We start from the raw sequence: 12,885 nt of genomic DNA, 5'->3' as shown, positions 1-12,885 counted from the left end.
TTCATGGATCTTCATGGTGAAGAGAGCACTGACGTGCTTTACGGCCGTTGTGCAGTGCGCTCTACTCGCCCTTGATCGAGGTGATCCACTCCGTTTTGAGCTTGGTGGGCGTCTTGAGTTCCTGAGGCTGGATGCCGGCACCGCCTGAGACCCGTTCCAGGTCGATCTCCGCGATCTGGTCGGTCGAGTCGGCGTCGGTCGGCTTCTTTTCGTTTTCGGGATGGTCGTGCGTCATGGTGCTTACTATAGGCCCGGAGTTCGCATCGCGCCAGCGCCAGGCTGACTCGAAGAATTTACGTACACCTGACTCCAGTGACATACCCTGCGCGTACACTCCACCCTATGACCCGACTCCTCAAGTGTCTGCTGGCGACTGTCCTGTGTGCGTTCGCCGTCAGTTCCAGTATTCAAGGTGCCCCCACCGTCTTCATCAATGAGATTCACTACGACAACACCGGCACCGACACCGGCGAGTTAGTCGAGATAGCGGGACCCGCCGGCACTGATCTGACGGGCTACTCGATCGTGCTGTACAACGGGTCTGGCGGTGCCAGCTATGGCACGGTGCCGCTGTCGGGCGTGATCGCCGATCAGCAGAATGGCTTCGGCGCCATTTCGTTCCCGACCGTCGGGATCCAGAACGGCGCCCCCGACGGCGTGGCCCTCGTGCAGGGCACGACGGTCATTCAGTTTCTCAGCTACGAAGGCGCCTTCGCCGCCACGAACGGTCCGGCGAATGGGCTGACGAGCACGGACATTGGCGTCTTGCAGAATGGTAGCGGTGCGGTGGGCCAGTCGATGCAGCTCGTGGGGACGGGCGCGACGTACAGCGATTTCACCTGGAGCGCGGCTGCGGCGGCCACGCCAGGGGGCGTGAACACCGGCCAGTCGTTTGTCGGGATCACGGGGCCAACTATCGCCATCGATAACGTCAGTGTCACTGAAGGCAGCGGCGGTACGGTCGATGCGACGTTCACGGTCACTGTCACGGGCGTACATTCCGGCGTCACGTTTGATATCGCCACCGCAGACGGAACCGCGACGATTCTTGATGCCGACTATCAGGCGCGTTCGGAGTTCGCGGTCTCGATCCCTCCAGCCGAGACCACCTATACGTTCACCGTGGTCGTAAACGGGGATCTCACGTTCGAGGCCAACGAGCAGTTCTCGGTGGCGCTCAGCAATGTGGTTGGCGCGACGGTATCGGATGGCCAGGGCGTGGGGACCATCACGAACGACGAGCCGCCGCCTCCCGTGACCTCGGATGTCGTCATCAGCCAGGTCTATGGCGGAGGCGGCAACTCCGGTGCGCCATATAGCAACGACTTCGTCGAATTGTTCAATCGCAGCGCCGCGCCGATCAACGTGACCGGATGGTCGGTGCAGTACGCGTCGGCGACGGGCAGCGGCACCTGGGCGGTGACGCCGCTCAGCGGGACCATTGCGCCGGGCGGCTACTATCTGATTCAGCAGGCGGCCGGCACAACGCCATCAACGCCGCTGCCCACGCAGGACGCGACCGGTACCATTGCCATGGCGGCGGGCTCCGGCAAAGTCGCGCTGCAGACCAACATCACGCCGATTGCCGGATCATGTCCTTTGACCGGTACCGCGGACCTGGTCGGCTACGGGTCCACGGCCACGTGCGACGAAGGCGCGGGACCGGCCTCTGCGCTCAGCAATACGCTGGCGTCCCTGCGCAAGCGCGGCGGGTGCTTTGACTCGAACAACAACAACGTCGACTTCGCGAGCGGTGCCCCCAACCCTCGCAACAGCGCATCACCAACCAGAAGCTGCACCTTCGCTCCCGCCGCGATCCACGACATTCAGGGCGCTTCCACCGTCACACCGTACCTGGGCCTTGACGTCACCACCACCGGTATCGTGACCGCCCGGAAGTCGAACGGCTTTTTTGTGCAGACACCTGACAACGGTGATGCCAACGCGGCGACCTCGCAGGCGCTGTTTGTGTTCACGGGCGCGGTTCCCGCTGTCGCAGCCGGAGATGCGGTCATCGTCCAGGGCACAGCTGGCGAGTTCTTCAGCCTCACGCAGCTGGAGAGTTCGCTGCCGGGCGATGTGGTGGTGCAGTCCAGTGGAAACCCCCTTCCTGCCCCAGTGACGCTGACCACCGCGATGCTCGACCCGAATGGGGCACCGGACCAGCTCGAGTCGTTCGAAGGGATGCGGATGCAGGCGGCCGAACTTGTCTCGGTCGCGCCGACCGATGACTTTGGCGAAATCGCCACCGTACTGCCTGGTGTCACGAGGCCGATGCGTGAGCCGGGCATTCCTATCGCCGACCCGGTCCCAGCCGATCCGACTACGGGTCTGGTCGATTGCTGTATCCCGCGCTTCGACGGGAACCCTGAGCGGATCTTCATCGACACCGATGGTCTGGTGGGTTCGGTCGTGGTCTTGGTGACCTCCAACGTGACGATCGGCGGCGTGGTCGGTCCACTCGACTATTCGTTCGGAGCCTACAAGCTGTTGCCCGAGGCCCCGATTGTGGCCGGACCGAACATGGCCGGCGTGTCGGTGCCCGTTCCTGTGGCCGGCGAGTTCACAGTGGCCGGTTTCAACATCGAAAACTTCGCGGGCAACGAGACCCGGCGGCGGAAGGCGGCACTCGCTATCCGCCAGTTGATGCAGTCGCCCGATGTCATCGGCCACATCGAGATTCTCGACGAGCCGACGCTACAGGCACTGGCGGATCAGGTCAACGCCGACGCCGTGGCAGCCGGCGAACCGAACCCTGGTTACCAGGCCCGGCTCGTGGTGGCCATGCTCGCCGATGGCGTCACGCCTTCGTCACAGAACGTCGGTTTCCTGGTCAAGACGTCTCGCGTGCAGATTGACTCGGTCACGGCGGAGCCGGCCGGTACGTTCACGCCGCCAGGCGGCGGGTCCTCGCTGTTGCACGACCGTCCGCCACTCGTGTTGCGTGCCACGGTCGATCCCCTGAGCGTGAACCCACGGCCGGTGATCGTGGTCGTCAACCACCTCCGATCGTTTATCGACGTGGACCTGATCGGAACCGAGGGAGACCGCGTTCGCGCCAAACGCACGGCACAGGCCGAATCGGTCGCCCAGTTGCTGCAGAGCCTCCAGGTGGGAAACCCAGGCACGGCCGTCATCTCGGTGGGCGACTACAACGCGTACGAGTTCAACGATGGCTACACGGATCCCATTGCCGTCATCAAAGGTCTGCCAACACCAGACGACCAGATCGTGGTCGACCTCAGCCCGGATTTCGTCACGCCGGATTTCCTGAACCTGACCGACAGTCTGCCCCTGACCGATCGGTACAGCTTCATCTTCGAGGGAACGCCGCAGGCGCTCGATCACGTGCTGGTCAATACCGTGGCCGCCTCCTATCTGCAGCGATACGCCATTGCGCGGGGCAACTCAGACTTCCCGGGCGGTCCTGTGTTCACCGACGATGCCACGCGGCCCGAGGGGGCGTCCGACCACGACATGCCGGTGGCGTACTTCAGATTCCCGCCGCCGACTGCGGACCTCGAGGTGACCATCTCGGCAGATGTCCCGACGCCGTCTGCGGGGGACGTGGTGACGTACACCGTCACTGTGACCAACAACGGTGGGTTCCTGGCGCAGAACGTCGCGGTGTCCGCCAACGCCACGGTCACGACGTTCGCCTCCCTTGCAGCGGGTGCGTCCGAGTCGTTTGCGTTCACCGCGACGATCGGCTGTGCGGTGGCGAACGGCACTCCGCTTGACACCTCGGCATCGGTCACCTCCGACACGAGCGACCTGATCCCTGACAACAACTCGGCGACAGCCACCGTGACCGTGGTAAATGCCCCACCGACGATCTCCGGCGTGTGGGCCAGCTCAACCGTGTTGTGGCCCGCGAATCACTGGTTGATCCCCGTGTGGATGGGTCACACGGCCACTGACGGGTGCGGTCCCGTGACCACCAGCCTGTCGGTGACCAGTAACGAGCCGGTGAATGGCCCTGGGGACGGGAACACGTCGCCCGACTGGTTGGTCTTGACCAACCACATCGTGTTCCTGCGTGCGGAGCGCGCGAGCGGCGGGGCAGGCCGCGTCTACACCGTGACCATCACTGCCACGGACGTTGCGGGCCAGACGACGCAAACGTCGGTGACGGTCAGCGTGCCGAAGAATCGGCCAGGCCGTTAGCGTCTGCGAGCGACAGGCCGACGACGGTCTTCATGTCTTTCACGCGGCCGTCGGCGATCATCGCCCGGAGGTCGGCGAGGCTGACCGTCGCCGGTTCAATCTGTTCGTCCTCATCCCGGGCAATCGGCCCGGCGGGGACGGACAGGTCGTCGCACAGGTAGAAGTGCATGATCTCGTCGCAGAAGCCCGGCGTGGGGTACCACGATGCGAGCAGGGTGACCCGCCCCGGTGTGAGGCCGATCTCTTCTTCGCACTCACGCACCACTGCCGTGTCGGGTGATTCGCCCTCGTCGAGGCTGCCGGCCGGCAGTTCCCAGATCCACTGCCCAATCACCGGGCGGTATTGGCGAATCAGCACGACGTGGCCTGGCGCGGGCCGGGCAATGATCACCACAGAGCCCCGATGGCGCACGGCCTCGATCGCTACCGTGCGGCCGTTGTCGAGCGTGACCTGCTCGCGCTCCACGCGAATCACACGCCCTTGAAACATCACGTCAACAGGGTTGTCGGCTGCCACTGTCAGTACCCTTCCGTCACGCCCTGGCCGCGGTGTGGCGCAGGGCGGTAATCACACTATGAAGGTCGGGCGGCAATGGCGCCTCAAACGTCATCATGCGTCCGTCTGACGGGTGCGAAAACGACAGGCGCGCGGCGTGCAGGAATGGCCGGGTCAGTCGCGCCACCGCCGCGAGGTGCGTTGGCAGGCGCTTGTGGACGCCGCCATAAAGGGCGTCGCCCACCAGCGGAAAACCATGTTCACTCAAGTGCACGCGAATCTGGTGCGTGCGCCCGGTGCCGATCGACACGCGCACGAGCGAGACACCCCGGAGCGCTTCCACGGCGATCACATCTGTCAGGGCGGAGCGGCCCCGTTTGGCCCGGCCTGACATCCGCTGCCGATGGTTGGGGTCACGCCCCAGCGGGTCGTCGATATGCAGCCCCACTGGCGGCGCATGCCACACCAGCGCGAGGTATTCCTTGCGCACCAGTCGATCGTGAAACTGCGCCGACAATGCGCGATGGGCCCGGTCGTGTTTCGCCACCACCATCACGCCAGACGTGCCGCGATCAAGCCGATGCACGATGCCGGGCCGCTCCGTGCCGCCGATGCCCGACAGTCCGGTCACGTGGTGCAGCAGCGCATTCACGAGCGTGCCGGTGGCATGTCCGGCGGCCGGATGCACCACCATCCCGGCAGGTTTGTCGATGACGACGATGTCGGCGTCGTTGTGGAGGATGGTGAGCGGCAGATCTTCCGCGCCAGGTGTGGCCGGCATGGGCGGTGGCACTTCCACTTCGACCACGAGGTCTGCCGTCACGGCGAGGCTGGCCTTGGCGTCTCCGGCCGATACCGAGACGTGTCCGTCGCGAATCAGCCGCTGAATCTGCGAGCGCGATACGCCCTCGAGGTGGGCGGCCAGAAATTGATCGAGCCGCGCGCCGGCGTCGGCCGCGCCGACCTCCAGTCGGGTGCGTGCGGCCATGGTGTGGCGATCAGGCCTTTGCGGCCTGTCCACGACGCCGCAGCCAGGCGAGCATGCCAAGGCTGAGCGGCACCAGCAGCAGAGACACGAACTGCGACGTGGAGAGCCCGGCCATCACGGTGCCGCGGCCTGCGTCACCGCGGTAGAACTCGATGACGAACCGCGAAATGCCGTAGAGCATCAGGTAGGCCCAGAAGGTGCGGCCCGCGAACGGTTTTCCCTTCCGCTCAGTCAGCAGCAAGATTCCCAGAATGAGGAGTTCGGCGCCGGCATCGTACAACTGCGTGGGATGGAGCGGGATCTGCAGCGGTGTACCGACGTTGGTGGCGGCGAGTGGATTCGTGAAGGTGATGGCCCAGGGGACGTCGGTGGGGCGGCCGTAGCAGCAGCCGGCCAGGAGGCAACCGAAGCGCCCGATCACGTGCCCCAGCGCAATGCCTGGCGCCATGAGATCGGCGGTGGTCCACACGGGCAACTTGTATCGTCGGATCAACAACAAGCCCACAGTGACGGAGAGGATCAGCCCGCCGTAGAACACGCCGCCGGCGCGGACGAGTGACAGCAGTTCGCGTGGCTGCGACCGGAAGTACTCCCAGTCCACGGCGATGAGCATGAGCTTGGCGCCCACGAGCGCGGCGATGATGAGGTAGATGCCCAGGTCCATGACCTTGGCCGGGTCCACGCCCGCGCGTCGCGCACGCACCACACCCAGCTGCAGTCCGACGAGGTACGCCGCAGCCAGCAGCACGCCGTAGGAGTAGACGGGCCAGTCGCCAACACTAAACAGGATCGGATGCATGATGTTTCACCAGTAGCAGATCAACAAACACGAGAATCGCGCCAATTGTGATCGACGCATCGGCCACGTTGAAGGCCCAGAAATGCCACGTGTTCCAGTACACGTCCACGAAGTCGAGCACGTAGCCCTGACGCACCCGGTCGATGAGGTTGCCCACCGCGCCGCCAAGGATACACGCCAGGCCCAGGCGCGCCACCCATTCACGCGGCTGCAACTGTCGCGCGTACAGGGCGATGCCGCCCAGCGCCGCAAGGGCGAGCGCGGTCGTAATCGCCGCCTTGTAGGGCAGGTTGGTGCTGTTGAGCAGGCCGAAGGCCACGCCTTCGTTTCGCACATGCACCAGGTCGAGAAAGCCCGGGATCACGGTCGTGCTGTCATAAAGCCCCAGCGCGCTGTTGACGAGGGCTTTGGTGACCTGATCGGCCACGATGAGGCCAATGGTCAACCACCAGAAGTGGCGGACGCGCCCGGCCGCTGGTGTGACAACGAACGGCACCGGTGTCGGGCTGCCCGGCTGGGCGTCAGCGGCTTCAGGCAACACGCACGGCCTCCTCACACCTGGGGCACAACGCGTCGCCATCACCGACGGGGATCAACGCAGGCACAAAACGCCAGCACCGCGGGCACTTGTCTCCAGCGGCGTGCGCCACCTTGACCTCGACGGCAGTGGCCTGATCGGCAGGCGCACGCTTCAATGTCACGGCCGACACGATGAACAACATCGGCAGGCCCGCTTCTTCGGCCTTGAGCGTTTGGTACAAATCCGCGTCCCCCACGGTCAGCGTGACGTGCGCCGTCAGCGGCGCGCCGATGACTTTCTGGCCTCGCGCGAGTTCCAGCTTCTCGTTCACGTCCCGCCGAACCTTGGCGAGGGTTTCCCACCGCAGGTCCAGCGCGTCGTTGATCCACGTTGGTGGGCTGCTGGGGAAGTCGGCCAGATGCACCGATGCTTCGCGCGAGCCCGGCAGCCGCGCCCAGATCTCATCGGCCGTCATCGGCATCAGGGGCGCCAGCAGGCGAGTGAGGCCATCGGCAATTGCGTACACCGCGGTCTGGGCGGACCGGCGTTCCCGTGAATTGGCGCGGAACGTGTAGAGCCGATCCTTCGAGACATCCAGGTACAGCGCGCTCAGATCCACCGTGACGAACTCCGTCACGGCATGGGACAACGCCTGGAAGTCGTACTCGTCGTACGCCGCACGGGCGAGTGTCTCAAGCTGCGCGTACCGCGAGAGGATGTGCCGGTCCACTTCATCCAGCTGGTCGAGGTCCACGCGGTCGGTGGCCGGATCGAAGTCGTACAGGTTCGACAGCAGATACCGGAACGTGTTGCGGATCTTGCGGTAGGCCTCAACCGTGCGGGCCAGCACTTCCTTGCCCAGGCGGATTTCATCGCGCACGTTGACCAGCGCCACCCACAGGCGCAGGACATCGGCGCCCGTGTCCTTCATGATCTGCTGCGGTGCGATGACGTTGCCGAGAGACTTCGACATCTTGCGGCCGTGGTCGTCCACGACAAAACCATGCGTCAGCACGGATTCGTAAGGGGCGCGGCCGCGCGTGCCGACACCGACGAGCAACGACGACTGGAACCAGCCGCGGTATTGGTCGGTGCCTTCCAGGTACATGTCGGCCGGCCAGGTCAGGTCAGATCGCTGCGCCAGCACGGCCTCGTGACTGGAGCCCGAGTCGAACCAGACATCCAGGATGTCGTGCTCGCGCTCAAACGTCTGGCCGCCGCACGCGTCACATGCAAATCCATCAGGCAGGAACGCCTCGATGGGCTGGTCGTACCACGCGTCGGCGTTGTCACGCGCAAACACGGTGGCCGCGCGTTCCACGAGCGCGGGCGTCAGGTGCGACCGGCCGCAGCCCACACAGGTCACGGCCGGGATCGGGACGCCCCACGCGCGCTGCCGCGAGATGCACCAGTCGGGGCGCGACGCAAACATTCCGGTCATCCGCTCGCGGCCCCACGACGGAATCCACTTCGTATGGTCCGATGCCGCGGTGGCGTCCGCGCGCAGGTCGTCCATCCGGATGAACCACTGCGGCGTGGCCAGGAAGATCACCGGCTGGTGGCAACGCCAGCAGTGGGGATACGAATGTTCGAAGTCGGTCCTGAACCAGAGGCGTCCGCGCTCCTGCAGCGCAGCTTCCACCACGGGATTCGCTTCAAAGACCTTCAGCCCACCAACAACCGGCGTGCCTTCTTCGAACCGGCCGTGAGTGCCGACTGGTGTGGTGATCGGCAGGCCGTAGCGCGCGCCCGTGTTGAAGTCGTCCACGCCGTGGCCCGGGGCCGTGTGAACCGCACCCGTGCCCTGTTCGAGCGTGACGTAATCACCAAGGACGCCCTGAGAATCGCGGTCGTACAGGGGATGTCGAAAGGCCACACCCTCAAGCGCCGTGCCCGGGAATGTCGCGAGGGGCGCGCCCAACTGCCGGCCGGTGGCCGCACTGACGCGCTCTGCCAGACCGCGCGCCACGATGACCGCCCGCCCCTCGTACTCAAAGGCCCCGTACTCAAGCGAAGGGTGGAACGCCACCGCCAGGTTCGCCGGAATCGTCCACGGCGTGGTGGTCCAGATCAGCACCGAGACGGATCGGCCCGCAAGCGCCGGTACACGCGACGCCAGTGTCGTATCCGCGCTCGACAGCGGAAACTCCACGTAGATAGACGGCGAGCGGTGCGTCTCGTACTCGACTTCTGCTTCGGCAAGCGCCGTACGGTCGCGAAGGCACCAATGCACGGGTTTCTTGCCCTTGTAGACGAGGCCTCGCGCGACGAACTTCCCCAGCGCCCGCACAATCGCGGCCTGGTAACCAAAGTTCATCGTGAGATACGGCGAATCCCAGTCACCGAAAATACCCAATCGCTCGAAGTCCGCGCGCTGCGACGCGACAAACGTCGCCGCGTATTCGCGACACGCACGCCGGAAATCGCCGACAGAACCGCTCTTCGACGCGGGACCCCGCTCCTTCTCGACATTGAGTTCGATCGGCAGGCCGTGGCAGTCCCACCCGGGCACATACGGCGCGTCCCGCCCGGCCATCGTCTGCGACTTCACAATGAAGTCTTTCAGGATCTTGTTGAGCGCGTGGCCGATGTGAATCTGGCCATTGGCGTACGGCGGGCCGTCGTGCAGCACAAATTTCGGCGCGCCCGCGCGGCGGCTACGGATGGCCTCGTACAGATTCATCCCGGCCCAACGTGCCAGCGTGGCCGGCTCGGCGGTCGGCAGGTTCGCCTTCATCGGGAAGTCGGTCCGGGGGAGGTTGAGCGTGTCTTTCCAGTCGCGCATTGGGTGGTGTAAACCCTTATTCTATAATCAGTTCAGTGGCCGAGACCGATGCCGTCTTTTTCGACGTTGACTTTACGCTGATCCGGCCCGGTCCCAGGTTCCTCGGCGCAGGGTATGCAGGCACGTGCGTGCGCTACGGTGTCGAGGTGGATCCCGCGACGTTTGAGACCGCCGTGGCGGGCGCCGCCGCCATGCTGGACTCAGCCGACCAGCTCTACCATGACCTGCTCTTCACGCGGTACACCGCCCGAATCATCGAGCTGATGGGCGGCAGTGGCCCCGGGGTGGAGACCGCCGCCCGCGAGATCTACGACGACTGGGCCCAGCACCACCACTTCGAGATGTACGACGACGTGCCGGCGGCGCTGACGGCCTTGCATGGCCGCGGCGTGAAGCTGGGACTGATTTCAAATTCCCATCGCTGCCTGACATCGTTCCAGGCCCATTTCGCCATCGAAGGGCTGATGTCAGTCACCGTGTCATCGGCGGAATTCGGCTACATGAAACCCGACCCCCGCATTTTTCAGGAAGCGCTGGAGCGGATGGAGGTTTCAGCGTCGCGCGCGGTGATGGTGGGCGACAGCCTGGCCCACGACGTCCACGGCGCGCGCCAGGCCGGCATGCGCGCGGTCCTGCTCGACCGCGGGCAGCGGGTCACGCTCGACGACCCGACCATCACGGTGATTCGCTCCCTCGCAGAACTATCGAACGTGCTCTGAGCGCCGTCCAGGGTCCAGAGTCCAGGGTCCAGGGTCCCATTGCCTCACTGCCCCATTGGCCAATTGGCTCATTATCCAGGAGGCCACGCGAGCGTCCGCCCGCCCAACACATGAAGATGTATGTGGAACACCGTTTGGCCAGCCTGGGCGTTGCAGTTGAACACCGTACGGTAACCGCCTTCATCGAACCCACGGTCTTTGGCGATGGCGGCGGCCCGGCGGATCATGGACCCGACGAGCGCATCGTGTGACGGGTCGAGCGCGTTGAGCGTCGGCACGTGCAGACGGGGCACGATAAGCACGTGCATCGGCGCCTGCGGATGGATGTCGTCGAAGGCGATCAGGGTCTCGTCTTCGTACACGCGCGATGCGGGGATCTCGCCGGCGATGATTCGGCAGAACAAACAGGACATGGTGGAAATTATAGGCCCGGGCCCCCAGGCGGCCCTGGCACGTGCGCCACGATGACTCGGGCGATTCCCTGCAGGTCGGCGTGACGTTCAACGCCGGCAAAGCCCGCGGCCTCCAGCAGCGCGGTGATGGCGTCCGCCTGACCGATGCCCACCTCCATGATCAAGACTCCACCAGGAGCCAGCCCGCGGCGTGCCTCGGGAATCAACTGCCGGATCACGTCGAGCCCATCGTCTCCTGCGAAAAGGGCAGTCGAGGGTTCGTAGTCGGCCACGTCCGGCTGCATCGATTGTCTGCCGTGCGACGGCACGTAGGGCGGGTTGGAGACGATCGCGTCAACGGGAAGTGCGACGTCGGCCAGCAGGTCGCCCTGATGAAAGTGCACGGTGGCGGCGCCGAGCCTGTGCGCATTCTCGCGCGCGGTGGCCAGCGCGTCAGGTGAAATATCAGTCGCGCTGATTTTCGCGCCTAACGACGCGCCCTCAAGCGCCAGTGTGATGGCGATGCAGCCGCTGCCGGTGCCAACGTCAATAATGCGCGGAGGTCGCAGGGCGCCTTCCGCACGCTCGCGCAACCACGCGAGGGTGGCATCCACCAGCCCCTCGGTCTCAGGTCGCGGAATCAGGGTGTGGCGGGTAACCCGGTAAGGGCGCCCGTAAAATTCCTTTTCCCCAAGCAGGTACGCCACGGGCTCATGGCGCGCCCGGCGCGCGATCAGGGCGTCGAGTGTGGGCGCGAAATCCGCCGGTGCTTCAGTGGACGACTGCGCCAGCCAATCCGCCAGGCTCCACTGCAGAATCGATCGTGCGAGCACCCCAACATCGCGCCTCGCGTCGTCGCGCGAGAAGCCGGCTGCGCACAGGCGCGCCACCGCCGCGTCCACGACCGATGCGACCAGGGTCATTGCATCGATCCCGGTTCCTCGGTGGCCTGCTTGAGTTTCTCCGCCTGCACGTGCGCGTTCATCTGCTCGATCAATTCGTTGAGATCGCCGTCAAGCGCGTACTGCAACTGATGCATCGTGAAGTTGATGCGGTGGTCGGTGATGCGGTTTTCCTTGAAGTTGTAGGTGCGGATTTTCTCCGACCGTTCGCCCGTGCCGACCTGGCCGCGACGTTCCTTGGCGATGGCATCCTGTTGCTTGCGCAACTCCATCTCGTACAGCCGGGAGCGAAGCACCTTCATGGCCTTCTGCCGGTTCTTGATCTGCGACTTCTCATCCTGCTGCGAAACCACCACGCCGGTGGGCAGGTGCGTGATGCGCACCGCGGAGTACGTGGTGTTGACGCTCTGGCCGCCGGGGCCGCTGGAACAGAACGTGTCGATGCGGAGGTCTTTCGCTTCGATCTGGACGTCCACTTCCTCGGCTTCAGGCAACACGGCGACTGTGGCTGTTGACGTATGAATGCGCCCGCTGGCTTCGGTCGTGGGCACGCGCTGCACCCGGTGGACGCCGCTCTCATGTTTGAGCATGCCGTAGACGCCGCGTCCTTCCACCGATGCCACCACTTCCTTCAGGCCGCCGATGCCGTTTTCACTCATCGAGTGGACATCGATCTTCCAGCCCTGTCGTTCGGCGTAACGCGAATACATGCGATACAGATCGCCGGCAAACAGCGCGGCCTCGTCGCCGCCCGTGCCGGCTCGCAACTCGAGCACAACGTTGCGGTCGTCATTGGGGTCCCTCGGCACCAACAGCAGCTTGAGTTTGCCCTCGAGCGCCTCGATGCGCGCCTCGAGCCCGGGAATTTCTTCCTTGGCCAACGCCACCATCTCCGCATCGTCACTGTCGGCCAGTTCGCGGTTTTCCGCCAGCTGACGATCGAGCGAGCGCCAGAGCTGGTAGCCCTCAACCACGGGCTGAAGTTCCACCAGCGCCTTGGTATGCGTGCGGTACGTGGTCTGGTCCGCCTGGATGGCCGGATCGCTGACCATGCGCATCAGCTCTTCGTACCGCGCCTCCATCGACTTGAGTTTTTCACTGACTTGCGGAGTCATAC

11 protein-coding genes are annotated in these 12,885 nt (G+C 64.9%); 2 read left to right on the top strand and 9 right to left on the bottom strand.

Annotated features, from left to right (window positions below):
* Positions 1 to 61: 61 nt before the first annotated feature.
* Positions 62 to 235, bottom strand: coding sequence for a hypothetical protein (locus tag IPL75_17720; protein ID MBK9242036.1), 174 nt, complete (start codon positions 233 to 235; stop codon positions 62 to 64).
* Between the two features lie 107 nt (positions 236 to 342).
* Between IPL75_17720 and IPL75_17715 the strand changes: the two genes are divergently transcribed.
* Positions 343 to 4,167 carry a lamin tail domain-containing protein gene (locus tag IPL75_17715; GenBank protein ID MBK9242035.1) on the top strand — a complete coding sequence of 1,275 codons (3,825 nt, stop codon included), beginning with the start codon at positions 343 to 345 and terminating at the stop codon, positions 4,165 to 4,167.
* Here IPL75_17715 and IPL75_17710 read toward each other — a convergent pair.
* From IPL75_17710 to ileS, 5 genes are read right to left on the bottom strand one after another with little or no spacing between them, the layout of a single operon-like run.
* A complete protein-coding gene (locus IPL75_17710) occupies positions 4,136 to 4,684 on the bottom strand; it encodes an NUDIX hydrolase (GenBank protein ID MBK9242034.1) in 549 nt (182 codons plus the stop codon). The genes IPL75_17715 and IPL75_17710 overlap by 32 nt on opposite strands.
* Positions 4,685 to 4,700: 16 nt before the next feature.
* The gene (locus tag IPL75_17705) at positions 4,701 to 5,651 is read right to left on the bottom strand and encodes an RluA family pseudouridine synthase (GenBank protein MBK9242033.1); all 951 of its coding nucleotides are present in this window, start codon (positions 5,649 to 5,651) and stop codon (positions 4,701 to 4,703) included.
* Between the two features lie 10 nt (positions 5,652 to 5,661).
* The gene (gene lgt / locus IPL75_17700) at positions 5,662 to 6,450 is read right to left on the bottom strand and encodes a prolipoprotein diacylglyceryl transferase (protein MBK9242032.1); all 789 of its coding nucleotides are present in this window, start codon (positions 6,448 to 6,450) and stop codon (positions 5,662 to 5,664) included.
* Positions 6,431 to 7,030, bottom strand: coding sequence for a signal peptidase II (lspA, locus tag IPL75_17695; GenBank protein ID MBK9242031.1), 600 nt, complete (start codon positions 7,028 to 7,030; stop codon positions 6,431 to 6,433). The genes lgt and lspA overlap by 20 nt, the downstream gene beginning before the upstream one ends.
* A complete protein-coding gene (gene ileS, locus IPL75_17690) occupies positions 6,981 to 9,755 on the bottom strand; it encodes an isoleucine--tRNA ligase (GenBank protein MBK9242030.1) in 2,775 nt (924 codons plus the stop codon). Before ileS ends, lspA begins: the two co-directional genes overlap by 50 nt.
* A 35-nt stretch (positions 9,756 to 9,790) precedes the next feature.
* Between ileS and IPL75_17685 the strand changes: the two genes are divergently transcribed.
* Positions 9,791 to 10,474: an HAD family hydrolase gene (locus IPL75_17685; protein ID MBK9242029.1), complete on the top strand. Its 684-nt coding sequence runs from the start codon at positions 9,791 to 9,793 to the stop codon at positions 10,472 to 10,474.
* A gap of 71 nt (positions 10,475 to 10,545) precedes the next feature.
* On the opposite strand, the gene IPL75_17680 is transcribed toward IPL75_17685, so the two are convergent.
* The 3 genes from IPL75_17680 to prfA are packed head-to-tail and all read right to left on the bottom strand — an operon-like array spanning position 10,546 to position 12,883.
* Positions 10,546 to 10,887, bottom strand: coding sequence for a histidine triad nucleotide-binding protein (locus IPL75_17680; GenBank protein MBK9242028.1), 342 nt, complete (start codon positions 10,885 to 10,887; stop codon positions 10,546 to 10,548).
* A gap of 8 nt (positions 10,888 to 10,895) precedes the next feature.
* Entirely contained in the window at positions 10,896 to 11,789 is an 894-nt protein-coding gene (gene prmC / locus IPL75_17675) for a peptide chain release factor N(5)-glutamine methyltransferase (GenBank protein MBK9242027.1), read from the bottom strand.
* Complete coding sequence (gene prfA, locus IPL75_17670) at positions 11,786 to 12,883, bottom strand: peptide chain release factor 1 (protein MBK9242026.1); 1,098 nt, start codon at positions 12,881 to 12,883, stop codon at positions 11,786 to 11,788. The genes prmC and prfA overlap by 4 nt, the downstream gene beginning before the upstream one ends.
* Positions 12,884 to 12,885 lie beyond the last annotated feature (2 nt).

Source organism: Acidobacteriota bacterium, from assembly GCA_016716905.1.
GTDB lineage: Bacteria > Acidobacteriota > Vicinamibacteria > Vicinamibacterales > SCN-69-37 > SYFT01.
Note: the sequence above shows the minus strand (reverse complement) of the source record. Positions and strands in the feature narration are given on the sequence as shown.